The organism is Microcoleus sp. T3_B1 (assembly GCF_036700445.1).
Classification (GTDB): domain Bacteria; phylum Cyanobacteriota; class Cyanobacteriia; order Cyanobacteriales; family Microcoleaceae; genus Microcoleus.
This window is the reverse complement of record NZ_JAUBOX010000002.1, coordinates 194,712-219,192: the sequence shown is the minus strand read 5'-3', so window position 1 is coordinate 219,192 and position 24,481 is coordinate 194,712. Positions and strand designations below refer to the sequence as shown.

Here is a 24,481-nt window from a genome sequence, read left to right as displayed (position 1 = left end):
ATAGGTGAAGGAAGAAGGAAGAAGGAAGCAGGAAGAAGGAAGAAGGAAGAAGGAAGAAGGAAGAAAGCCCTTCGACTACGCTCAGGGTACAAATTCTATTATTATTGCTGATGAGGATTTATCGCAGGTAGCCCAAAAGTGAAGCTTTTTATTTACCATACCCCGGAACTTACGCCAGCCGACAAAATGCCGGCTTGCGCGATCGCAGTTGATGTGCTGCGGGCGACTACGACAATGGCAACAGCCCTGAATAATGGGGCGGAAGCTGTCCAAGTTTTCAGCGACTTAGATAAGCTGATGGCCGAGAGCGAAAAATGGCCTGCAGATAAGCGGATTCGCGCTGGAGAGCGCGGCGGCGGCAAAGTTGACGGATTTGACATGGGGAATTCCCCCTTCGACTGCACGCCAGAAAAGGTGACTGGGAAGAGAATTTTTATCAGCACAACTAACGGTACTCGGGCTCTGCAGCGAGTGCAAGCTGCTGCAACTGTGTTAACGGCGGCTTTGATTAACCGCAAATCTGTGGTGCAGTTTTTGTTAAATAAACGGCCGGAAACTATTTGGATTGTGGGTTCTGGTTGGGAAGGGAGTTATTCGTTGGAAGATACGGTTTGTGCTGGTGCGATCGCCCAAAGTCTCCTAGCAGAAAGCGGTATTCCTGCGAGCGATTTTGCTGGTAACGATGAAGTATTTGGGGCTATTGCTCTTTATTTGCACTGGCAAGATAGGTTGCACGAATTGTTGGAAAGAGCCAGCCACGGCCAGCGCCTCCTCGGTTTAGGTGTTATTGAAGATTTAAAATATTGCGCGCAAACGGATACTTTAGATGTGCTGCCAGTGCAGCGAGAACCGGGAGTTTTGGTTAAGTCGGATTTTAAAATTCCTCAAGCTAATTTCTGGGATCAATCTTCGGAACAAACGGCGAATTAAATTTTTATTCCAGTGGTGTATTAGTAAGGTGCGCGGCCCAGCACACCCTACTCGAACAACCACAATAAAATTGGTTGGCAGTATTGGAATGCAAGTCCTCATAAAAATCAGAGGACTTGCATTCCTCACTATAGCAATCCTAAATGATTCGTGTAATTCTTGTAGGGGCAAACCCACGCCCGGTTGCCCCGCCTTGGCTGGGGTAGGCACGGGGAGTAGGGGTAGCACTACCCCTACATATTTTTACAAATGATTTAGGATTGCTATACATACAACGGAAGTTAGTAGTTATATCATGTCCGGTCGATTACCCGGATTCCTGTAGGGGCGGGTTCACCAATAATATTGGCCAAAAACGGACAATCTCACAAACCCGCCCCGGCTTATGTATTATGGGCGATCCATCGGACATGATATTAGCGAACAAGATTTTTTTTAACTACCTGCCGGGAAGTCCCGGGCGTATATTTAGAGGGGATTAATCTGAGCGCAGCGCCCCGTACCCCGTTGGGAATTACGCCCGCGTGATGAAAGGCTCGTCGGGTGTAGGTACCGAAACCGACAATTATTCTTTTATACCCCAAGATGCTCTGGAAATACTCTGATACTATATTAGCAAGTGGGGGTGGAACTACCTCACTATAAAAAGCATGAGAAAAAAAAGGAAAAAGAAGCCTGCGGTCTAACTGTACTCAGTTGACCGTCAGGTTTGTTCACAGAAAGTAGAATTAAACATACTTGGTAGGGACAAAACATTGTTTTTTCCCTAGTCTATTGGAGGCAATTGAGAATTGCTGGATTCACCGCCGAACCGCTGAATTAAACACTCGGCAATTCTGGCTGCAGCACCGGGTTCTCCCATGCGCCGCCAGCCATTTTCAGCGATTAGCTGCAACCTGTCGGGGTCGCGGAGCAAAGACTGCACGGCGCCGGCAACTTCGGCGGGATGTTTGACTAAAATTAATGACGGGCCTAACAGGCGACTTTGAGCTTCTGCAAAGGCGGGAGTAAATTGCGGGCCGTTTCCGGGAATGGCGATCGCCGGTTTTCCTAAACCTACAAATTGTTCTGTAGCCGTTCCGGCCATTGCTATTGCTAAATCGGCTTCGTACAAACAATCGTTAAAACTTTGCTGAGTCAAAATCATCGTGGCGTTTCTCTGCACAAATGTCAAGGGCAATAGCAAATTAGGAGATTCTTTCCGAATTTCTTGAGCACTAGAAACAGGAGGTCGCAAAATACTTCCTTCACGCCGCTGCGTTCTAATTTCGCCGTCTTGTCGCCAGCCGAAAAAATCTAAACTCGGTCGCAAAGCTTCTAAGTTTAACTCTGGAGAAATGGCTCCGAAAAATAACAATTTGCGATCGGCAAACAGCGATAAAATTCCGGCTACAGCCTCTACTATTAGCAGCCAATTAGCATAGGCTTCCGGCGCTCTAGAACCGGGGAGTAAGGTGATGATGAGCGATCGCTCGATTTCCCGAAACTCTGCGTCAGGCCCGTAAAAACCGGCTGGGTTTTCCGGTTCGAGTCCGTCCATCATCGGATTTCCGAGATTGTAAGCGGGAATTCCCAGCTTTTGTAAAGTCTCGGCGGTCAGCGCGTCCCTGGCAAAAACGGCTCGACAGCGCGATCGAGTCATCAACCAGCGCTCCCAAGGGAAATAAATCGATCGCGACCAACCCCACCCACCAAAGACCCTGGATTTGCGAGCCAGAGGCCCGTCCTCGTCCCGCAAATAATACTCGGACTTGGCAGTACCGACAAAGGCATAGGGGGCGCCGCTGAGCCAAGCAAACAGCAGCGGTACAATATCCCCGCAGGCTAAAATAACGCTGTCTTGATTCCCAGACTGTTTTTGGGCTCGCACCCAAGCGCGGATGGCTTTCAACTGAGCGATTGTCAACTGAAGCAGGCCGCCTTTGACATCGCGCAAAAATTCTCTCCCGTCCATGTAAATAAAGCCGCCCGAAGGCATCCGCTGCACCGGGCCGATGATGCGGGCGTTTTCTAGTTGAGCGAAAGCTTGCCCTTCACCCACTAGCGGAAACACGGCTAATTCTGGCGGATGCGGGTGCTGTTGCAGTTCCTGCAAGATGCGAAGGGCGATCGCGTCTTCTCCGTGGCCGTTACTGAGGCAAAGTAATTTCAATCCCAACTCTCTCAAAAACTCTCTTGTCAAAAAATAGCCGGCAAACCCTGGGACTTCAGTCTAGGGATGGAAAGCAACTTTCCACTTTAGTTTACCAGAAAAATCTTGTTTGAAAGAGTACAAAACACGGTAGGATCGAACCCGATCCGGCGCTACTCAAAATCTCTGGTTTACCCAAAGATATCTGGCATTTAACAGCAGTTGCTCGGACTCTGGGATACAACTTCTGAAGCGGTAAAATAACTTGTTTAATGTTGGGAGTTACAGCGGCCTGCACTGACAATTGCGCGATCGACAATTGCCAGATATCCGGCTCAATAACGCGGCGGTAAGTTGCTGCACATCTAAATTATATGTATCCAGCCAAGCTCTCAACCATGATAGTCATACTATTTTTCGTCGATATATTGGTTTAAAGTATTCCGAATTTGTTTGAGCTGAAATCCCTTAGCAAGTTGGCGCAGCTTCGAGACAAACGGCACTAAATTAGGTTCTAAACTCTCCAGCTTAGCACTCTCCTCAAAAATTTCTTCAATGTCGCCCATAGCTGCGAGTTTCAAAAGTTTTGCTACTGACTCAGAAGCTGCTGGTAACAGAGAAGAATAAGCAGGCAAATCAGAGGCTGGTGACAAACTGGGAGTTTTGCGCTTTTTGTTTTCCGAAGATTCCCCATAAATCCATTCTAGTCCCAAATGCACGCGCAACTGTTCCAAAAAGTGATTTGCTTCGATCGGTTTGGGAAGAAAAGCATCGTACCCTGCGAGGATGCTATCTTGCTGCGTAGCCTCGAAAACGCTAGCTGACATAGCGATTAACACAACATCTTTTACTTCCGGCAACTGCCGCAGTTTTCTGGCACTTTCTAAGCCATCCATTACAGGCATCCGCAAGTCCATTAAAATCACATCCGGTTGAAATTCAACTGTTTTGCAGAGGCATTCTTGACCGTTTTGGGCCTCTGCAACCTCAAATCCCAAACGCCGCAGCAGCCTGCACAACAAATCGCGATCCAGTTGATTGTCATCCACGATTAGCACTTTCCGCTTGTTGCCGATAAAACCGACAAGCCAGCGTTTTTCCTGCAAAGGAGACACCTCCAAGTACCGTTTAGCTGCTGGTAATTCTAAATCTACCCAAAAAGTGCTGCCTTTTCCCAAAGTGCTGTGGACGCGAATTTCGGCACCCATTAGTTTCGCTAATTTCTGGCTAATCGAGAGTCCGAGACCTGTACCTTCAACAAATGTATTGCCTCCTACTTGGTGGAAAGGCAAAAATATTTCTTCTAACTTGCTTTGGTCTATGCCCGTGCCGGTATCCTCGACTTGAAAGCGGATTTTTAAAGCGTGTTTGGCTGCGATCGCATTGTGGGCGAAGCGCATATAATTTTCTTTCAGTTCCGAACTCAAAGTCGAGAACTCATAATTTTCTCCTTGCCCTCGACTCCAGGCCCCTGTGCCGACATAGCCGACTTTGAAAGTCACACCACCACTGTTAGTAAATTTAACGGCATTGCTGAGTAAATTTATGAGAATTTGGCGCAATCTTTTGGGATCGACACGAACGCAGCTAGGCAGGGGAGAGACTTGTTCGTAATTGAATAAAATTTCTTTTTGAGAGGCCCGCATCTGAAAGAGATCGGCAATGTTTTTGATAAAATTTATAAAATTTAACTCTTCCGGGTAGAGTTCCATTTTTCTAGCTTCAATTTTGGAAAGATCTAAAACATCGTCGATTAACATCAGCAGGTGTTGACCGCACTGTTGAATATTGCTGAGACTTTCTTGGTGATCTGAGCTTAAGTCTTTGTCGGTTTTGAGGATTTGAGTGTAACCTAAAACCCCGTTTAAAGGGGTGCGTAGTTCGTGGCTCATATTGGCAAGAAATTCGCTTTTGGCGCGGTTGGCGCTTTCTGCGGCTAATGCAGCTTGTTGGAGGGCAGATTCTGCAAGTTTGCGATCGACAATTTCCGTTTGTGCTTGTTGAAATAGCGTCGATTGCTGGATCGCGATCGCCAATTGCACGCACAATTGCCGGAGGGATTCTATTTCTGAGGAATCCCAGGAACGGGGGCCGCTGCAATCGTGGGCGATCAGGAGTCCCCAGAGCTGATTTTCTGCCGTCTGCTGGACCTGGGAAATGCTTTCTCTGGCTTGTAAAATCGGCACTATTAAGTTAGCTTTAACTCCAAATTGTTCTAGAAATTTAATGTGACATTCGCTCATATTTTCCGCGTAAATATTTTCTATAGCGCGAATATAGCCTTGCTGGTAAACATCAACAAATTTTTCTCCAAAACACGGATCGAAATTGTCAAAGTTTTGCAGCAAACTTATATCTTTTGCTACAGATTCGACAACTACAAGACCGCTCCAGTCGGGATTGAATCGGTAAATAACTGTGCGATCTGTTTGCAAAAATTGCCGCACTTGTTCGACAGCAGTTGTCAGGACTTCTTCTAAATTTAGGGAGGAGCGAATGCGATCGAGCATGGCAACTACCAGCCGTTCTCGCCTTAATTGCTGCTGCAGTGCCATCTCCGCTTGTTTGCGTTCGGTGATGTCGGTAATTACTCCCACTAACCCGATTAAATGACCAGTTTCATCTTTAATGCCGTCTGCGCGAAATAAAGTTGTTACCAGTTTGTTGTTTTTAGTGTTGATTTTGAGTTCGCCTTGCCAAGATTTGCCTTTACGGATCGTTTTAAACATTTCTAGCAGCACTTTAGTTTGGGGGTAAATTGCTGTTAATCCGCCTGCTGTGTTTAGTTCTTCTGCGGTGTAGCCGTACTGTTGAACAAAGGCTTGATTGTGGTATAGCGATCGCCCTGTCAAGTCAGCAATGCCGATCGCATCGCTGGTGCTTTCCACCGCTTGAGTAACTCGCAGCAAATCTAATTCTGCTTGTTTGCGATCGCTAATATCAGTAATAGTGCCGATATAGCCTTTAATTTCCTGCTTGTCTCCGATTTCTGCAATTGCCTGACCGATCACCCAAATTACCCGACCGTCTGGGCGCTGAAAGCGGTATTCTGATTTAAAAGGAATTTTCTCACTAATTGCTCGATGCCATTCATTTTTCACCCGATCCACATCATCGGGATGTATGGCATTCATCCAGCCAATTTCTGCTGCTAATTCGGCGTTTAATCCCGTAATTTCGCTCCACCGTTGATTGACATAAAGGCAATTTCCCAAAGTGTCGGTGTGAAATATGCAAACTGGCGATGCTTCTGCTAAAGTTTGGTAGCGGCGCTGGCTCGCTCGCAGGGCTGATTCTACCTGTTTTCTATTAGTTATATCGCGGACTATAGAAATTATTTCGCCACCCGAAAGCATTGTTAGCGACAATTCTTGCGGGAACTTAGTACCGTCCCGGCGCTGACCGGTAGCTTCTATATTGCAGTACCCTTTTTGCAGGAGCCTCGGCATTATTTGTAGTTCAAAAAATAGATTTTCTGCTTTGCTGTAGAGCATTTCCCATTTCTTACCATACAGTTCGCTAGGGCTAGCCAAGCCGTACATTTTGAGATAAGCCTCGTTGGAATAAATACATTGTTTATTATTATTAAAAATGGCGATTCCGTCATAAGCAGCGGCCATTGCTACTGCTTGTCGCTGGAGTTGGGACTCTGCTTGTTTACGAGAGGTAATGTCGTGACCGACTGAGTAGATTAAACCTTCTTCGCTAAATGGCGATGCCGTCCACAGGAAGTATTTGTAAGAACCGTCTTTGCAGATGTAGCGGTTTTCAAAGGAGATACTGGACGTACCCGCTATTAGTTTTGCTCCTTCGGCTGCGGTGGCTTTTCGATCGTCTGGATGAACAAATTCGATCATTGGCTTGGCAAACAATTCACTAATACTGTAGCCTAAAGCTGTTGACCAAGCTGGGTTTAAACGTTTAAAATAACCGTCAAAACCTACAATACAAAGCAAGTCTAAGGAGATGGTAAAAAAACGATCTCGCTCTGTTTGTGCCTGCTTTAATTCAGTGATATCCATCACTAAACCGTCCCAGATAATATCGCCTTCGCTGCCAGATTTGCTTTCATTAGTGAGCCTTTCTGGTCTCGCAGCTCCTTGCAGCCACTTAACTTTTCCAGATGGCAAAGTCTGTCGCCACTGCTGCTGCCAAGGTTCCAGCGTAGTAGCTGAAATTGCCATCGATGCTTTTAAATCTAAGAGGTCGTCTGGGTGAATTCCATTGGAAATTAGTTCCGCATTTTCCTCTATGGCTTCGGCCTCTAATTCGTAGAGTTGCCGGCTGCCTGAAGAGATGTAGGGGAAAGACATTTTTCCATTGGCTGACCTTCGTAATTGATAAATTGTTCCCGGCAGGTTAGCTACCAATTTTTGAAAGCGAGCTTCGCTTTGTTCCAGGGCTTTTTGTTGCTGTCTGTATTCGGTAAAATCTCTAATTGTACCCACTATTACTTTACTGCCGTCTGCTATTTTGAAGACGCTTTTTTTTGTAGAAATTATGTGTTCTTTCCCGGCCGAGTCTGTGAATTGTTCTTCGGTTTCCCAGCAGATCCCCGTTGTCAATACTTCTTCATCTTTTGTCCAAAAAACAGCAGCTTCTGATTGGGGAAAAAAGTCATAATCGGATTTGCCGATCAGTTCTTGGCGCGATTTGCCGACCAACTGACAAAAAGCATCATTTAATATCATCCAGCGGTGTTGCTCGTCTTTGACAAAAATTGGGTCGGGCGTAGCATTTATGGTGTGGTTTAAAAATTCTTCTGACGCTTTCAGTTTTGCTTCGTATCGGTAGCGATCGCTCACGTCCAACACTACTTCGATGATCCGGTCGATAGACCCGTCCTGGCGGCGGATGCAGCGCAGGGAAACTCGCGTGTGAACTATTTCGCCGTTTTTTCTGAGCCACCTTTTGTCTAAGATGTAACCGTCGAGCCTACCTGCTAACATCTGAGAAAAATTTTCACAATTAGCCTCCAAATCCTCTGGATGAGTCAACTCTAGCCAATTCTTTTGCAAGAGTTCGTAGCGCTCATAGCCCAGCAAACTGCACAGGGCATCGTTAACTTCTATCCAGTGGCCATTGAGAGGAATTTCGCTGTCAATAATTGGAGCGATGATGGCAATGCCGATCAGGGAATTTGCCACCACCGAGCGATATTTTTCTTCACTTTTTCGCAAAGCATCTTGACTGTTCTGGCGTTCTATGGCGTAACGGAGCGATCGAATTAACAGTTCGCTGTCGATTTTTCTTTTTACCAAATAATCCTGTACGCCCACCGAAATCAACCGCAGGGCAAGTTCTTCGTCGTTTTGGGCGGTCAGAACTACGATCGGCACATTTACCCCGTACTCTTGTACCCGAGCCACCGTCTCGATTCCCAGACTATCTGGCAGTGAAAGGTCTAATAAAATTATGTCAAAAGTTTCTTCATTCAATCGCTGCTGCGCTTCGCTGAGGCGCTCTACTTTCGTCAGCACTATACGCTGCGCGCCGCCAATTTCTGACAGCAAATCTTCAATCAGCTCAGCTTCGTGATGGTTGTCTTCTACTAAGAGAACTTTAAAGCAGATAGGAGGCAAAGCTAAGTTAAAAACTGCTTTCATAATATTTTTTCACCCAGAAAATATTAAACTAACTTGAATTTTACCTTTTATTTTTAGGGCAGTCATTCAATTGCCCGTACACATACATCTATCCTCAGATTGGGGAGAGTAAGCAAGCGTTACAAAAATCATGTTTAATAATTAAAATTATATCACGCACGAACTAGACTGTCAACGGAAAATAATTTTTATTATAACTGGTAATTTATACCACTAAAAAAAGCAATGCAACTGTAGCCCCTCTCCCCACCCCAATACTCACAATCCTTCCCAATTATTCAAGGCTTTCCTCTCCCATATTAAATATTATTAACTTCGAGATTATATCATCTCGTTTAGGGTTTATAAGAGAGAAAGTAATTAATTTTTTCTACCTTATAGCTGATACATTTTACCGAAATTACGCCTCAATTAAGCGAGAGTAAAGTGAAACGTAGAACCTTGCTCCGGTTCCGATTCCACCCAGATACATCCGCCGTGAAGTTCCACAATTTTTTGACAAATTGCTAAACCAATACCTGTCCCAGAATATTCTCTTTGAGTGTGCAAGCGCTGGAAAATTTGAAAGATACGTGTTTGATGCTGGGGAGCAATCCCAATTCCATTATCTGAGATAGAAATTAACCAGTTTTCCTCCTGTTTGCCAGCGGTAATATGAACCACAGGCGGTGCATCGTGGCGATATTTAATCGCATTGCTGACTAAATTTTGAAATAGCTGTACGAGTTGAGAAATATCCCCCATTACCGTTGGTAATTCGCTGTAGGTGACAACGGCTTTATTCTCGCGGATCGCCCCTTGCAGGTTCGCGAGTGCTTGCTCGACTGCGTGATTGCAATCTGTCAGTTCAAAAGGTTTCCGACTCCTGCCAACGCGCGAATATTCGAGTAAATCGTCAATTAAAGTTTGCATTCGGGTGCAGCCCTGAACGATATTGCCGATAAACTTACTACCTTGGCTGTCGAGTTGGTCTTTGTAGCGTTTTTCTAAAAGTTGAGCGTAACTAGCAATGGTTGCTAAAGGCGCTTGCAAGTCATGAGAAGCCACATAAGCAAATTGTTCTAGTTCTGCATTTGAACGCGCCAATTCTTGGTTAGATTTTAAGAGAGCAGATTCGGCGCGCTGGCGGTGGGATATCTCTTGTTGGAGTACCAAATTTTGCTCTTGCAAAGCTTTTTCAACGGCGCAACGCGTGCGGATTTCTTGTTGCAAAATTTGGTTTTTTTCCTGAAGAGTTTTTTCGACTGCTAAGCGGCTAGTGATTTCTTCTTGCAGCAGCATATTTTGTTCTTTTAGCTGCTTTTGTAAATTCCGTAGGCTGAGGTGACTTTCGATACGGGCGAGCACTTCTTCAAACTGAAATGGCTTGCTGATATAGTCAACAGCTCCCACAGTAAATGCGTTTACTTTGTCAAATACTTCATCTTTAGCGCTGATAAAAATTACCGGGATTTCGCGAGTTTTTGCTTCTAGTTTCAAGTGCTGACAGACTTCGTAGCCGTTCATTTCCGGCATCATTATGTCGAGCAAAATTAAATCTGGTGGATTAGAATTGCAGGCTCTCAAAGCCATTTTTCCGTTAATCACGCAGCGGGGGGTGTACCCCCTCTGAGTCAACATTGTAGACAAGAGACGCAGGTTTTCTGGTGTATCGTCTACTACTAAAATGTTTCCTAGCGGCGTCCCTGGTTGGTGATTGTTCATTGATTATTTCCCAGTTCCTGTTTTCTACACAAAAAATGTTGGCAGCTATTGTATTTAGGACTTACGGAAAACACCCGGTTTCTAGTAGGAATATTGGGAAAAGAAAACGAGGAATCCGCTCATAAACCGGGTGTTTAGCCGTTTGTGCATAAGCAAGTCCTGTTATTGTTCGTTTACCAATCCTCAAACCCCCAGCAGCAGAGTCAGAGCATTATTGTTCCAAGTCAATCCTTTATCTAAAACCTTAAATCCCGCGACTTCGCACATAGCTTCTAAAGCAGTAGCTGTAGGTAGCCACCAGCACGGCGCAAAATCGTTCATGTCAAAAACTGCTTTCTCAGTTATCCCTATAAGTTGGTTGTTGTTGATGTATGGTCGCCAGTAAGCTGTTAAAAGAGCTCGTTCAGCGTCGTCCAAAGCTGGAATAAACATTACTCCAGAAGCGGGAATTTCATAGCGTCCCAACTCATTTTCTATTACTTCTTGGGTAATAACTGAAGTGAAAACTAAATGCTCGCGAGTTATCTGACGCAAGGCAACTAAAATCTGCAACGGATGGGGGTGATGGTACAAAACTCCTGCACAGTGAGTTACATCGTAAGGCTCGCCAATGTCGGCAAGCTGAATCTGAGTGATATCTTGATTGATACAGTGATAATTAGCAATATTTAAACTTGTCATGCGATCGTGAAAATCTTGCCACCACTGGAGGGAGGCCGGCATGGCATCAATCATTGTCAGAGAAACAGCACCGTATTTGCTAGCTACAGATACTTTTTCGCTGACAGTTCCCCACAAGCCGCCGACTTCTGCAAAAGTCTTGCCTTTGGCGACTCGGGCGATATAGCGATCGCGAATATCCTTAGCCTCTAACTCTAATAATATACTAGATTCCCCTGTTTGACGCTGTTTTTCTAAAATATCCTCTAATTTTTTGGATATTTCTGGATCTTTGGGTCTAATTTCTAATGCCATCAAGTACAACATTATGGCTTCGTTAAGCCGATCGCTATCAGCAAACTTTTGGGCTATTTCGCAGTAAAATTCAGGAGCGTGCTGCGGCTGCATTTGGTGGTGATAGTAGCTAGTTGCTACATCTGAATCTACCGGAGTTCTTTTAATTAGAGCCTCACCTAACTTTAGGTAAATTCCCGGTAGAGACGGCTCGATTTGAATCGCACAAAGGTAGGCGGAAACAGCATCGTTCCATGCGTGACTTCCACTCAAAGCATCGCCTAAATTGTAATAAGACCACGAAATAGTGGGATTAAGTTCAATAGCACGTTGGTAAGCGGTAGCTGCGGCTTTCCACTGTTGGGTTTTTAACAGCGCTGCTCCTAAATTGTGGTAAGTCCAAGAGAATTCTGGATTGAGTGCGATCGCCCGCCGATAAGCGAGTGTTGCGGCTTCAAACTTTTGAAGTTTAACTAAAGTCAAAGCTAAGTTATAATGAGACCAAAATAAATCCGCATTTAGTGCGATCGCCCGTTCGTATGCAGCCTCAGCTTCTGACCACTTTTCTAGTTTAACAAGAGCATCCCCTAACTGGTGAAAAGCTGAGAAAAAATTCGGATCTAATTCAGTAGCGCGCTGGTAAGCTGCGGCGGATTCAGACCATTCTTCTAATCGATCGCAAGCTGCACCGATGCTGTAGTAAGACCAAGAATAATCCGGGTTAATTTCAACAGCCGTGCGGTAGGCGATCGCAGCTTCTTGCCATTTTTCTAACTTGAGCAGCACGCTGCCTAAGTTGTAGTAGGACAAAAAAGAATTGGGATTTAAATCAATACTTTTTCGGTAGGCAGCCTCCGCTTCGCGCCAGAGTTCCTTAGCTTGCAAAACATTGCCTAATTTGTAATGAAAATCCGAAATATCCGGCTGGAGTTGAATAGCTTTGCGGTAGTGAACAATAGCTTCGTCCCACTGCTTTAGCTCGCTAGCCGCTTCTGCTAATTGGCAGTAAGCTTCGCAAAAACTCGGGTTTAAATAAATCGTGCGGTGGTAACAAGTCAGCGCTTTTTCTGGCTTGTTTTGCGCCAATAAAGTATTACCTAAATCGAGATATTCTTCCGCTATCTCTATCGGTTCCACCATGAGTGCTTGATACCAACAGTCTGCTGCTTCTTCAGCTTTACCGACTTGGGTAAATATCCGGCTCAAGTTACGGTAAAATCCTGCAAAGTTTGGTTGCAGGGAGATGGCTTTTTGGTAACAGGCGATCGCCTCTTGCCACTGTTCCAAAGTAGCGCAGAGAGTGCCGAGGTTAGCAAAAGCTTCGGCCAAATCTGGTTGCAGAGCGATCGCAACTTTATACCAATACCTTGCGTCTTCTAGTTTACCCTGAGCTTGCAGCGCCTTTCCCAAGGTCTTGCAAGTCTCTGCTGAATTGGGTTCAGATGCCAAAACTTGTTGGCAAAGTGCGATCGCCCGATCGAAGTTCCCTGTAGCCAAATAAATTTCTGCCTGCTGCTGGAAATTCACTTGCACTGTTTCTGAATTCATTTTTTATTTTCCTTTTGAGTAATCATTCCATGTAAAATTATATGCTACAATTTCCCAATGTTCAAGTTTTTGTAAGTAGAGCTACCGAACACAGAATAATGCTGAATGTCCGCGACATTAATATAAACTAGATAATCATAGGTTAACAGCGAGCTAAATAATGTCAACACCTACTCGAACACCGCTAGTAAGCGTAATTATACCTGTATATAATGGATCTCGCTACATCGTACAAGCGGTGGAGAGCGCGCTGTCCCAAACTTTTACTAATTTGGAGATTATAGTTGTAGATGACGGTTCTAGCGATCGCACGCAGGAAGTATTGCAGCCTTATTTTGACAGAATTCGCTACATATACCAGGAAAATCAAGGAGTAGCAGCCGCCAGAAATATTGCTTGCCAACTAGCGCAAGGGGAGTTTTTAGCCTTTCTAGATGCCGATGACTATTTCCTACCATCCAAGCTAGAGAAACAACTAGCTTGCTTTGACGCTGACCCCACCTTAGATATGGTGCAAACAGGTTGGCTGATGGTCGATGAAACAGGGAAAGATATTTTTGAAATTAAGCCTTGGCAGCAAGCGTCTAAATTAGATTTAGAAAGCTTTATTATATTTAAATGTGTGCGTCCTAGTGCGATGATGCTGCGCCGAAAGTGCTGGGAAGATTTGGGCGGTTTCGACGATCACTTTCCGCTAGCAGAAGATTTAGATTTTGCCTTGCGTTTGACTTTAAAGGGGTACAAAGCAGTTTGGTTAGAAGAGATTCTTACCTGTTATCGCCAGCATAAGTCTAATATCATGTCAAGCGGTTTGCCGCTAATGAAGAATACAGAAATTTTGATGAAAGAATTCTTTAATCGACCTGATTTGCCTGAGTCAATCCGCCAGTTAAAAAACCAGGAACGCTATCTATGCTTCAAGTGGCTGGCCTGGCGTATGTACCGCGACGGTCATCTAGCAGAGATGGCCCAGTGTTTGGAAAAATCATTGCAATATACGCCTTTTTCGCCCACAAAAACAGTGGTGAGTTGGCTGGAAACTTTTAAGATAGCTTCTGAAGAATACGGTGAAAATTTTGATGCTTATTCGCTGAGTAAGTTAGTGGAATGGCAAGAGATAATTCTGATGGTGATGACTAATCCGCCCCAATCTCAACAGAGTTCTATTCCCACACCTTCAAAACCGCGTGAAGCGAAGCTATTCCGTAGGGAAACGCACATTCTACTCTACAACGCCGACGATCCGGGCGTGGGAGGATTAGCGCAGTACAACCATGCCATTCTCTGTCAGTTAGCCTTGTTGGGCTATCAAGTCACTTGCGTGCAAACCAAACATTCTAGCCCCTTGCTTGAGCGAGAACGAGAGTTAGGTATAGAGCACTTGTGGCTGGATTTTAGCAGCCATAGAGATTTAGCGCGGGTGTTAAGAAATACTGAGGATGCACAAGAGATTTTTTCTACTAATAAACCTGATCTGATTATTTTTAGCGATGGCTGGCCCTATTCCAATTTTGCAGTTAAACAGGTAGTTATTCAGATGGGAATACCATACATGATGGTAATCGGGTTAGTCATGCCAGATCACGCAAATTTTGCCTACGGGGATGTAGTGCCTTATCGAGAGGGAGTGCTGTATCAGTGCCTGCAAGCTAGAGCGGTGATTGTTGGCGCTTATGAACATTTGAATTTATTGCGCGATGACTTTGATTTACCCAAAGATAAGGGGCAAGTGATTTACTTGGGGCGCTCTCCTGAATATTTTGCACCTCCTAATCCTTCGGCTCGCCAACGCCTGCGGCAAGAGTTAGAAATTCCTGAAGATGCGATTGTCTGTTTCACATCTGCTCGATTGGCACCCGTTAAGGGGCATCGGTATCAGATCGAAGCAATCAAGCAGTTGAAACAATCTCCCGTGTGGTCTAAACTGTATTTTGTATGGGCCGGGAATGGTGAGGGAAGCTATTGCGATGTAGAAAGAGAATTGAGGGAAGCTGTTAGAGAGTTAGGAGTGAGCGATCGCGTGAAGTTGATCGGACAGCGCTGGGATATCCTAGATTGGCTGGATGCTAGCGACATATTCATTTTGACATCTCTCGGCGATGCAGCACCTTCTTTTGCAGTCATGGAAGCGATGGCTAAAGGATTGCCCGTAGTTGCTTCGGCAGCGGGCGGGATTCCAGAAGGACTCGGCGATACTGGGAAGTTGTTGCCCGATCCGAATACCGATCCGGAGGGAACAGCGAGGGAATTGGCGGAAACTGTAGAAGCTTGGGCGATGAATCCACAATTGCGGCATCAAATCGGTCAAGCTTGCAAGCAGCGGGCCGAGAAACTGTTTAAAGAGGAACGGATGTTGGCAGAGTCGATTGAGGCGATCGAAAAAGCTTTACTTTCCGATTGCGAAAGAAATCAATTTGTTACTCAACCACAGGTGCAGGGGTGGATGGCTAAGGTAGAAAGCCGGGTGCGCTACAACTTTTTAGTGTGGAAAGCGTGGCACGCTTACTGTCAAGAAGATCTAATCGGGATGCAAAATAGCCTTCAAGAATCTTTGCAGTGTACGCCTTTTTTGAGTACAGAAACGATGTTAAACTGGATAGAATGTTTTGGCAATTTTTCATCTGCAAAAGGGCATCATTTAGATACATATTCTCTGACTAACTCAGCAGAATGGCAACAATTGGTACAGGGGTTACAGGGCATTGAATCTGTATTTTTTCTCCCCTAAAACACCCGAGGAACATTTTAAATTTAGGTTGCTGTCAGCAGTATAGCCACAAATATCAGTAAAATTGTATTTTACAGGCCCAACAACGATCAAAAATCTGTGTATCGGCGTCTAAATCTGTGTTGTGTTCCCAAACCATTCGTTATCACCGAGCAAACTCATGTCAATAGCAAATCCGACACCGCGAGTAAGTGTAATTATTCCAGCATATAATGGAGCTCGCTACATCGCGCAAGCGGTAGAAAGCGTCATCAGCCAAACCTATAAAAACTGGGAAATTATCGTCGTAGACGACGGCTCAACCGACGACACCCGCCAAGCATTGCAGCCTTATGTTGAAAAAATTCGCTATGTTTATCAGGAAAACCAAGGAGTAGCTGCCGCCCGCAACCGAGGAATTCAGGAATCCCGAGGTGAATTAATTGCTTTTTTAGATCAAGATGACTTTTTCTTGTCCGATAAGTTAGCTGGACAAGTTGCGTTATTTGACGCTCAGCCATCACTAGGCATTGTTAATAGTGGCTGGCGAATTGTTAAAGAGCAAGGCGAAAGTATTTGCGATATAAAACCCTGGGAATACTTTCCTCAGCTCGACTTAAAAACCTGGATTGTTTATATGCCCCTACTTCCCAGCGCCATGATGTTTTCGCGGGCGTGGCTGGAACGAGTCGGTGGCTTTGATTCTCAGTATGATTCAGTAGATGATGCCGACTTAATTGTGCGTTTATCACTATCTGGGTGCGAAGCTGTTTGGTTGCCTCAAGTGACAGTATGCTACCGCCAGCACGGGCAAAATGTGTCCATCCAGAGAGCGATAAAACAGGCAAACCTTTGTATTAAATTAAAGCAAAATTTCTTCAGTAGAGCCGACTTACCAGAGGACATCCGCCAATTAGAAAAGCTTGCTTTTTATGAGGCTCTGACATGGATGGCGTGGCAACTCTACTACAGTGGCTATCCGGCAGAAATGACTGACTATTTGCAAAAATCTTTGGATTATACCCCGTACTCCCTGACAGCAACTATAGCAGATTGGGTAAAGCGCATCACCGGAATTGCTAAGACCTACGGCTGCCAAATCGAGGCTATTGCTATGGGAAAATTACCAGAATGGAAACAGTTAATAGCTAGTATCATCACTCCCAAAAAAGTACGCGTCAGTGTCATTATCCCGACTTATAACTGCGAGCGCTACATTCTCAAAGCCGTAGAGAGCGTTCTCAGTCAGAGTTATGAAAACTGGGAAATTATCGTCGTAGATGACGGTTCAACAGACAATACCAGCCAAGTTTTAGCACCTTACCTCGATTTAATTCAATACATCTATCAAGATAACCAAGGATCAGCAATTGCTCGAAATAATGCTTGCAAATTAGCCAAAGGGGAATTTTTAGCTTTTTTAGATGCTGACGACTTCTTCTTAGCAGAAAAACTAGAAAAACAAGTAGCTTGCTTTGACGCTGACCCCACATTAGATTTGGTGCAAACAGGTTGGCTGATCGTTGGCAAAAACGACGAAGGCATCTATGGAGTAAAGCCTTGGGAAGAATCACCAAAATTAGATTTAGAAACTTTTGTTTTGTACAAATCAGCGCGTCCCAGCGCCATGATGCTGCGGCGAGAGTGGTGGGAACGCTTGGGGGGTTTCGATCATCGCTTGCCGCCAACCGAAGATTTAGATTTTGTTCTACGTTTAGCTTTAAAAGGCTGCAAGTCAGTTTGGTTAAAAGAGATATTAACCTGCTATCGCCAGCACGACAGTAATCTCATGTCCAGCGGCTCCAAACTAATGAAAAATATGGAAATTGTGATGGAGCAATTTTTCGCGCGGCTAGACTTACCTCAGTACATCCGCGACTTGAAACGCGAGGAACGTTACAGGTCTTTAGTATGGCTAGCGTGGCGGATGTACCGTGATGGATATTTGGCAGAGATGGTCGAGTGTTTGGAGAAATCTCTTCATTACACTCCTTTTACAGGTACGGAAACAGTATTTAGATGGTTAGAAACTTTTAGGGGTGTTTCGCAAGAATACGGGTTCGACTTTGATACTTATGCCTTAACCAATTTAAAAGAATGGCAAGATATCGTAGTGGTTGCTGCTAACAATACTCCTCAGTTTCAACCTGCACATATTTCGATTTCCCAACCGCAAAAAGCCCGCCTACTACTGTACGCGGAAGACCACGGAGTGGGAGGTTTAGCTCAGTTCAACCACTCGCTGATGTGTAAATTAGTAGCCGAAGGCTACCAAGTTATTAGCGTTCAAACTAAAGCTTCTCACCCTTTAATTGCCGAACAAAAACAGTTAGGTATAGAACATATTTGGCTGGATTTTGACACAATAAAAGAGTTTTTGCGAGGTACTTACAATTTAGGCGATGCTGAAAAAATTTACGCGCAGGCTCAACCGGATTTAATTATATTTAGCGACGGCTCGCCGATAGCCAATTTTGCGGCCAAACAAGTTGCTATTAAGCAGAATATACCGTACATAGTTACTCTCGGTTATATCGATCGCAATTATGAAACTTTCGATCGGGGCGATCAAATTCCCTATTTGGAGGCTGTCTCCTATCAGTACGGTTTAGCCAAAGCAGTAGTAGCAGTGTCCCAGGAAAATTTAAACTTGTTCAAAAGAATTTTTAAAGTGCCTCTAAAACGAGGCAAACTTATTTATTATGGGAGACCTAACAGTTATTTTGAACCGCCGAATCTTTCAACACGCCAACGCCTGCGTCAAGAACAAGGAATCCCTGAAAATGCTGTCGTTTGTTTTACAGCGGCGAGATTGACTCCACTTAAAGGATATCAGTATCAATTGCAGGCGATCGCCCAATTGAAAAATCGTCCAATTTGGTCCAAAATTTACTTTGTTTGGGCCGGGCCTGGGTCTACTACTCACGACAATCTGGAACCTGAATTAAGAGCAACTGTGAGCAAATTGGGAGTAGAAGAACAGGTTAAATTCTTAGGACAGCGCTGGGATATTGCTGATTGGCTCGACGCCAGCGACATCTTTATTTTATCTTCCCAAGCAGAAGGAATGCCGCTAGCAATTATGGAAGCAATGGCAAAAGGATTGCCTGTAATTGCCACAGCAGTCAGCGGGATTCCTGAAGAATTGGGAGATACAGGAAAGTTGCTCCCCGATCCTACAATCGACCCAGAAGGAACAGTAAAAGAGTTAGTAGAAACGCTGGAAATATGGGCCGAAAATCCCGAATCGCGTAGACTTGCAGGACAAGCGTGCAAAGCGCGAGCCCAAGAACTATTCAAAGAAGAACGGATGCTTCGGGAATATGGAGAAATAATTGAACAGGCATTGGTAAGTGACGATGAGAACGACAGTTTCTCTATTAGTCCGAAACTCAAAAAGCAGCTACAGCAAGTGGATAGCCTGCTGAAACACTATTATTTAGTGTGGAAAGCTTGGGAGGCTTACGATCGGGGAGATATGTCCGAGATGGTGAACAATTTGCAATCTGCTTGGGCCTGCACACCTTATTTGACCACAGAAACTATCTTTCATTGGGTGCAAAATTTTAGTGTTTTTGCTGCGGAAAAAGGAGTTAATTTCGATATCAACGAGCTGATCAACTCCCCATCGTGGCAACAAGTGATAGAATCAATACAGGGTTTTGAAGTGTTTTCATCGGTTCGTTAAAACTGAGCTCTTGCAGCATTCTTAGGAACGGGCTCTCCGGCCCCTTCCACAAAACATCAACCAAAGAAAAGATATGCAATTTACATTCAAGTTCCCACGTATTAATAAACTGCTGCCAATTTGTTTAGCTATTGTCACTGTTCTGTTAATAGCCTATTTGGGACAGCCAAGAGCGATCGCCCAACTGCGATCGAACGTTACAGTAGATTTTGGACAGCCAGCCACCGGTACAATTTCCATGAGCGGCATCCTGCACGGAATCGATACCGCAAAACCCCCGGATAGTTCTATCAAACCCTTGCAGCCCAAACTTTGGCGGGCGGGGAGACTCGATATCTACGATCGCATAATCGCCAGCGGAGCCGAGTTTCAGTTAGTAGTTAGCGACTTGTGGGGCTACGGTAGCAATCCCAATGGCTGGCCCTATCAAAACTACCCCGCCTGGGAAGCATTCGTGCGGCAATTAGCTCAGCAAAATAAAGGCAAAAAAATTATTTGGGATGTATGGAATGAGCCAGATTGGAAAGATCCATTTTGGAACGGAAGCAGAGAACAATTCTTTGAAACTTACAAAAGAGCTTACAAAATCTTGCGGGAAGAATTGGGGCCGTCAGCAATGATTGGCGGGCCGAGCCTCGGCCGCTACAGCAAAGAATATCTCGCCGCTTTTTTGGATTACTGCAAGGCTAACAAACTTGAAGTTAATTTCCTCTCATGGCACGAACTTAACGACACGATGATTTTATTTGTTGACGATCACGTAATTGAGGCTAAACGCAATTTTCAGCAAAGTCCCTCTTACAAGGAACTGAAATTGCAAAAAATTTACGTCAACGAAATTGTCGGGAACTTAGCGCAGTACCAGCCGGGGGAAATCTTAGGTTATTTGTATAACTTAGAGTATGCAAAAGCTGACGGTGCTTGCAGAGCTTGTTGGGATACTAAAGGGCCAAATAAAGTTAGCAATTGCTTCAATAATACGCTGAGTGGGATGGTCACGCCTAATACTTTTGAGCCAAGAGCAGCTTGGTGGGCTTACAAAGCTTATGCTGACGGAGTTAATTCGCGGGTGCGGAGTTGGTCAAATAACAATCGCCTTGTCGCTTTAGCCAGCAAGTCAAATCCTGAAGGTAAAGCACAGGTACTTTTAGGTTATTTCGACCCCAATTTTTCCTCAGCAACAACGGTAACATTAACCCTCGGCAATTTGGAGCAGCTAGGTATTCAAAGGGGTCAGAAAATAACTCTAAAGTTAGAAAAGATTCCCAACAATCAAGAAGGATCCGTGCCAAAGCTTGTCACCGTTAAAGAAGAAAGTTTTTCCGTGGGTAGCGGCAGCTTGGCTTATGTTATCCCTAATTTCAACGTCCACGAAGGCTACTTATTGACGGTTAGCAAGTGAGCTAGCTATCCTATTAGATTGTGAACAACTTGTAGAGACACTCCAAAAGCCCATTGGTGTCTACTTAACGTTAAACCGATAGTCCGACAGGGGTTGAAACCCCTGCCTCAAAGCTGAAGTCCTCTAAAAGAGGACTAATGAATTATTCAGTCCTCTTTTAGAGGACTTTGGCTATAAGCCCCGTGGAATTCATTCCCTGGCGGACTGGCGGGTAGGCGCGAGGACTAGCGGACGAAAAGCTTAATTTGACACGCATTGGGCACGGCGCCGTGTCCTTACAAATATATAGACAAATTGTGGGACAGGGCACTACCGCGTCCTTACAAATATATAGATTTTAGCTGGGATTATTCAAAGATTTTTGCACCGATTCCAACCATTCTCGGACTGTTTGATTTTCGGATTGTGGGTCGTAGTAACACCCTAATTCATCGAGGATGAATGCTTCTAAATCGGCGGGGGCGATCGGCATTTCTAGCAGTTTGCTGATCTCTTGCGATGCAGCTTCAACACTTGGGCGCGGTTCGCTGCTGCGGTAGTTGTTCACTACATCGCTGGGAGTGTCAGCTTCTAACGGCCAGTCTTGGTGAAAGTAGGAACTGAAAAATTGGGTTAAATGAGGAAATTGATCGATCATTGGGGATAAGCTGTGAGAATAAAGTATCCGGGAGGTAATTTGGCGCGGCGCTGGAGGACGATTCTCAGGCGAGATGTTGAAGTTGCTTTGGAGGCGCGGCGACGCACAGTAATGCCAATTATTCTGTTGGCATTGTAGTCGATCGTATAACGATTGCCTCGACTTTTCACCCAAGAGTCGATCGCACTTTGATTTCTGTTCATTGCTTCTGCAATAGCCGCTTCGGCGACGGAACGATCAGTAAAAGAAGATGCGGCAGGAATTCTCGTTTCGCTTGCGAGTCGCTGTGCTAGTTGTGCTTCTGTTTTACCAACGTGTCTCTCTAAAGTGTGTCCTCCTGCTGATTCGTGAAAGTCTAATCCGCCGCCCGGTATGTTGGGTACAAAAGCTACGGTGGTTTGTGGTATGGTTGAGATTTTCGGTGCAACAACCGTGGCGTAAACACCAGGTATAGCCGATTGGAATAATATAATTATTGAGGCGATCGCACACAGGATACCTAAAAACTTTTTTAGGCGATCGAGTTGAGTTTTCATTGCTGTTGAATCTCTTCCTTATATTTAGTAGAGGTGTTGGCTTTGTTTGTCTATTTCCTAATCTACCATTCGTAATACCAATTTAATGTGAAGTTGCACATATCTCGATCCCCCTCGCATACCCCCTACTCCCCCTTAATAAGGGGGACGAAAGAGAAGAATCTTGTCCCCCCCTCCGGCGGGGGGCTAGGGGGAATCGGATTCTATGCAACCTCATAAAAAATTGGTATAAGTTAGAAATAGCGCGCCGCATTTAAATATACGGTGTGCAGTGCGCGACCTACGGTTAAGTAGAAATTGCCCGCAATATTTAAATACATGGTTCTCCGCGCGCACCCTAGGATTATTCATAAATAGACGCAAATAGAGGGGGCTGGGCACCCAGCATACGATTATTGAGAATAGTTTGTGATTTCTGTGGTTTACAAAGCTTCACTCACTATGAGAAAAAGTTAATAATTCTTTGACTAAATCACTGATTATTGATGATAAATTAATTGATCATCTTTAAAAAATTGAAAAAATGCAAGTAGTTATCCTAGCAGGTGGTCTCGGTACTCGTCTCAGAGAAGAAACAGAATTTCGTCCCAAACCCTTAGTTGAGGTGGGGGGGCATCCAATTATTTGGCACATCATGAAGATATATGCACACTACGGTTTCCAAGACTTTATTGTGTGCTTGGGCTATCGCGGCAACATGATTAAAGAATATTTCCTCAATTATGAAGCCATGAACAATGACTTTACTATCTGTCTGGGACGCCAAAATATCATCACTTATCACGAGGAACATCTCGAACAAGATTTTAAGGTGACACTGGCTGAAACTGGCGCGGAAAGCATGACGGGAGGGCGGGTAAAACGGATCGAAAAATATATCGATCGCGAGAATTTCATGGTGACATACGGGGATGGAGTTGCTGATGTCGATATTGACGCCTTGATGGATTTTCACAAGTCTCACGGGAAGCTGGCAACTGTCACTACATTTCGCCCGATTTCTCGCTTTGGAATTTTGGATGTAGACAGCGATAGCCGCGTAGTACAGTTTTCTGAGAAACCTCAAATAGATGGCTGGATCAGTGTTGGATATATGATATTTAACCGCCGGGTATTTGACTATTTGGGGGGAGATGATTGTATTTTAGAACAGGAGCCGATGCAGCGTTTGGCTGCAGACGGACAGTTGATGGCTTACCGTCATGACGGCTTTTTCTTTGCGATGGATACTTTTCGAGAGTACAAGTATTTAAACGAACTTTGGGATGAAGGGAAGGCTCCTTGGAAAGTGTGGCAATGAGTTAGTTTTGGCATTCTCAGTCAGCCTTTTATGAACAGGCAAGATGCCCGTTCCACAATAGATAGAATTTATTTCTTGTGGAACAGGCATCTTGCCTGTTCTTGATAAGGGTGCACAATGTGAGGAAATAAGTAGGGACACGGCACTGCCGCGTCCCTACCTCTGCTATAAAATAATTATAAAACATGGATTTTCAAGATATTCTAAACAGCACAGAAACTTACCTGCAAAAGTGCGTTTCACCCCACGCGGAAATTATCGACAGCGACTCGGAAGCGCTAAAAACAGCAATTGCTGGATTGGAAGCTCGATCGCTCTTAGCATTGCGAGTTCCCCAAAAATGGGGCGGTGCCGAAATTGCACCGGAGATTTTTTACCAATATCAGGAATTGACGGCTCGATATTCCGGCGCTTTGTCTTTCCTGCAAACTCAGCACCACAGCGCAACTGCGATGATTGCCAACAGCGACAATGAAATGCTAAAAAGCAGATACTTGCCCGCGATCGCCCAAAAAGAGTTACGCTTGGGTATTGGGTTTTCGCATTTAAGGCGATCGGGCAATCCGGCCGTCACCGCAACTCCCACAAAAGCGGGCTATTTACTGTCAGGAAAAGTTCCTTGGGTAACAGGTTTTGGCTTGTTTCAAAAGTTTATTGTAGCGGCGGTGCTTCCTGACAAACGCGCTGTTTTCGGTTTAGTGCCTTTTGCCAATATTGAACGCGAATATGGTAAAATAGTTTGTAGCGAAATCATGCAGTTAATTGCCATGAACTCGACTAATACTGTGACAGCAACTTTCGATAATTGGTTGCTGCATGAATCGGAAATAATTTCAGTTAAACCTGTCGGGTGGATTTCGGAAAACGACAGCAAAAATATACTGAATTTTGTTCCGGGTACTTTTGGCTGTATTCGAGCGGGATTGGATGTAATTGCAGCAGCGGCGGCTGCTAAGAATTCACCTTTTATAACGGCGGCTTGTCAAAAACTAGAGCAAAAGCTCGATCGGCTAAAAGAGAATTTCCCACAATCTCAACATAGCTCCAAAGCAGAACAATTAGCGCTGCGAGCTCAAGCCATTGATTTAGCGGTGCGTTGCGGGCACGCTGCGGTTGCAGTTTCTAGCGGCGCTGCTAACGGTGCGGTACACCCAGCCGGGAGAGTTTATCGAGAAGCTTTGGTGTATACTGTTTCCGGGCAAACAAAGGATGTGATGGAAGCAACGCTCCATCGACTAATCCAATTTTAGATTTTAGATTTTAGATTTTAGATTGAGATCGCAAACGGTCAAAAAATCAACCAGGTTTAATAAATAATCAATCTACTTTACCTAATGA

General features: G+C 44.8%; 13 protein-coding genes. 7 read left to right on the top strand and 6 right to left on the bottom strand.

All coding sequences use genetic code 11. From position 1 onward, the window contains the following. Positions 1–4: 4 nt before the first annotated feature. Positions 5–142, top strand: a complete 138-nt coding sequence (locus tag QT990_RS02250) for a hypothetical protein (protein WP_333409050.1) — start codon at positions 5–7, stop codon at positions 140–142. Further along, positions 139–930, top strand: a complete 792-nt coding sequence (locus tag QT990_RS02245; RefSeq protein WP_333143719.1) for a 2-phosphosulfolactate phosphatase family protein — start codon at positions 139–141, stop codon at positions 928–930. Before QT990_RS02250 ends, QT990_RS02245 begins: the two co-directional genes overlap by 4 nt. 766 nt (positions 931–1,696) lie before the next feature. Here the strand turns inward: QT990_RS02245 and QT990_RS02240 are convergent. From QT990_RS02240 to QT990_RS02225, 4 genes are all read right to left on the bottom strand, one after another. Next, a complete protein-coding gene (locus QT990_RS02240; RefSeq protein WP_333464867.1) occupies positions 1,697–3,112 on the bottom strand; it encodes a lipid-A-disaccharide synthase-related protein in 1,416 nt (471 codons plus the stop codon). Between the two features lie 359 nt (positions 3,113–3,471). Then, positions 3,472–8,667, bottom strand: coding sequence for a PAS domain S-box protein (locus QT990_RS02235; protein ID WP_333464866.1), 5,196 nt, complete (start codon positions 8,665–8,667; stop codon positions 3,472–3,474). 411 nt (positions 8,668–9,078) lie between these two features. Continuing rightward, on the bottom strand, positions 9,079–10,371 hold the full coding sequence (locus QT990_RS02230) for an ATP-binding protein (RefSeq protein ID WP_333143721.1): 1,293 nt from the start codon (positions 10,369–10,371) through the stop codon (positions 9,079–9,081). A gap of 183 nt (positions 10,372–10,554) precedes the next feature. Next, the gene (locus QT990_RS02225) at positions 10,555–12,873 is read right to left on the bottom strand and encodes a tetratricopeptide repeat protein (protein WP_333143722.1); all 2,319 of its coding nucleotides are present in this window, start codon (positions 12,871–12,873) and stop codon (positions 10,555–10,557) included. 160 nt (positions 12,874–13,033) lie between these two features. On the opposite strand from QT990_RS02225, the gene QT990_RS02220 reads away from it, so the two are divergent. From QT990_RS02220 to QT990_RS02210, 3 genes are all read left to right on the top strand, one after another. Further along, on the top strand, positions 13,034–15,601 hold the full coding sequence (locus QT990_RS02220) for a glycosyltransferase (RefSeq protein ID WP_333143723.1): 2,568 nt from the start codon (positions 13,034–13,036) through the stop codon (positions 15,599–15,601). 160 nt (positions 15,602–15,761) lie between these two features. Further along, the gene (locus QT990_RS02215) at positions 15,762–19,268 is read left to right on the top strand and encodes a glycosyltransferase (protein WP_333143724.1); all 3,507 of its coding nucleotides are present in this window, start codon (positions 15,762–15,764) and stop codon (positions 19,266–19,268) included. A gap of 73 nt (positions 19,269–19,341) precedes the next feature. Beyond that, positions 19,342–20,670, top strand: a complete 1,329-nt coding sequence (locus QT990_RS02210) for a GH39 family glycosyl hydrolase (RefSeq protein WP_333143725.1) — start codon at positions 19,342–19,344, stop codon at positions 20,668–20,670. Between the two features lie 337 nt (positions 20,671–21,007). Here the strand turns inward: QT990_RS02210 and QT990_RS02205 are convergent, their stop codons facing one another. Both QT990_RS02205 and QT990_RS02200 read right to left on the bottom strand, forming a co-directional pair. After that, entirely contained in the window at positions 21,008–21,307 is a 300-nt protein-coding gene (locus tag QT990_RS02205) for a contact-dependent growth inhibition system immunity protein (RefSeq protein ID WP_333143726.1), read from the bottom strand. Further along, positions 21,304–21,843, bottom strand: a complete 540-nt coding sequence (locus QT990_RS02200; RefSeq protein ID WP_333464865.1) for an RNase A-like domain-containing protein — start codon at positions 21,841–21,843, stop codon at positions 21,304–21,306. The genes QT990_RS02205 and QT990_RS02200 overlap by 4 nt, the downstream gene beginning before the upstream one ends. Positions 21,844–22,366: 523 nt before the next feature. On the opposite strand from QT990_RS02200, the gene rfbF reads away from it, so the two are divergent. After that, positions 22,367–23,143, top strand: a complete 777-nt coding sequence (gene rfbF / locus QT990_RS02195) for a glucose-1-phosphate cytidylyltransferase (RefSeq protein WP_333309453.1) — start codon at positions 22,367–22,369, stop codon at positions 23,141–23,143. Between the two features lie 185 nt (positions 23,144–23,328). Further along, positions 23,329–24,393 (top strand): acyl-CoA dehydrogenase family protein, encoded by a 1,065-nt coding sequence (locus QT990_RS02190; RefSeq protein ID WP_333464864.1) that lies wholly within the window; start codon positions 23,329–23,331, stop codon positions 24,391–24,393. The last annotated feature ends 88 nt before the right edge of the window (positions 24,394–24,481 follow it).

What these genes read in the sequence shown, in the direction of transcription:
- QT990_RS02235 (WP_333464866.1), bottom strand. Translation starts at nt 8,667, where the DNA reads ATGAAAGCAGTTTTTAACTTAGCTTTGCCTCCTATCTGCTTTAAAGTT.
- QT990_RS02230 (WP_333143721.1), bottom strand. Translation starts at nt 10,371, where the DNA reads ATGAACAATCACCAACCAGGGACGCCGCTAGGAAACATTTTAGTAGTA.
- QT990_RS02225 (WP_333143722.1), bottom strand. Translation starts at nt 12,873, where the DNA reads ATGAATTCAGAAACAGTGCAAGTGAATTTCCAGCAGCAGGCAGAAATT.
- QT990_RS02220 (WP_333143723.1), top strand. Translation starts at nt 13,034, where the DNA reads ATGTCAACACCTACTCGAACACCGCTAGTAAGCGTAATTATACCTGTA.
- QT990_RS02215 (WP_333143724.1), top strand. Translation starts at nt 15,762, where the DNA reads ATGTCAATAGCAAATCCGACACCGCGAGTAAGTGTAATTATTCCAGCA.
- QT990_RS02210 (WP_333143725.1), top strand. Translation starts at nt 19,342, where the DNA reads ATGCAATTTACATTCAAGTTCCCACGTATTAATAAACTGCTGCCAATT.
- QT990_RS02205 (WP_333143726.1), bottom strand. Translation starts at nt 21,307, where the DNA reads ATGATCGATCAATTTCCTCATTTAACCCAATTTTTCAGTTCCTACTTT.
- QT990_RS02200 (WP_333464865.1), bottom strand. Translation starts at nt 21,843, where the DNA reads ATGAAAACTCAACTCGATCGCCTAAAAAAGTTTTTAGGTATCCTGTGT.
- rfbF (WP_333309453.1), top strand. Translation starts at nt 22,367, where the DNA reads ATGCAAGTAGTTATCCTAGCAGGTGGTCTCGGTACTCGTCTCAGAGAA.
- QT990_RS02190 (WP_333464864.1), top strand. Translation starts at nt 23,329, where the DNA reads ATGGATTTTCAAGATATTCTAAACAGCACAGAAACTTACCTGCAAAAG.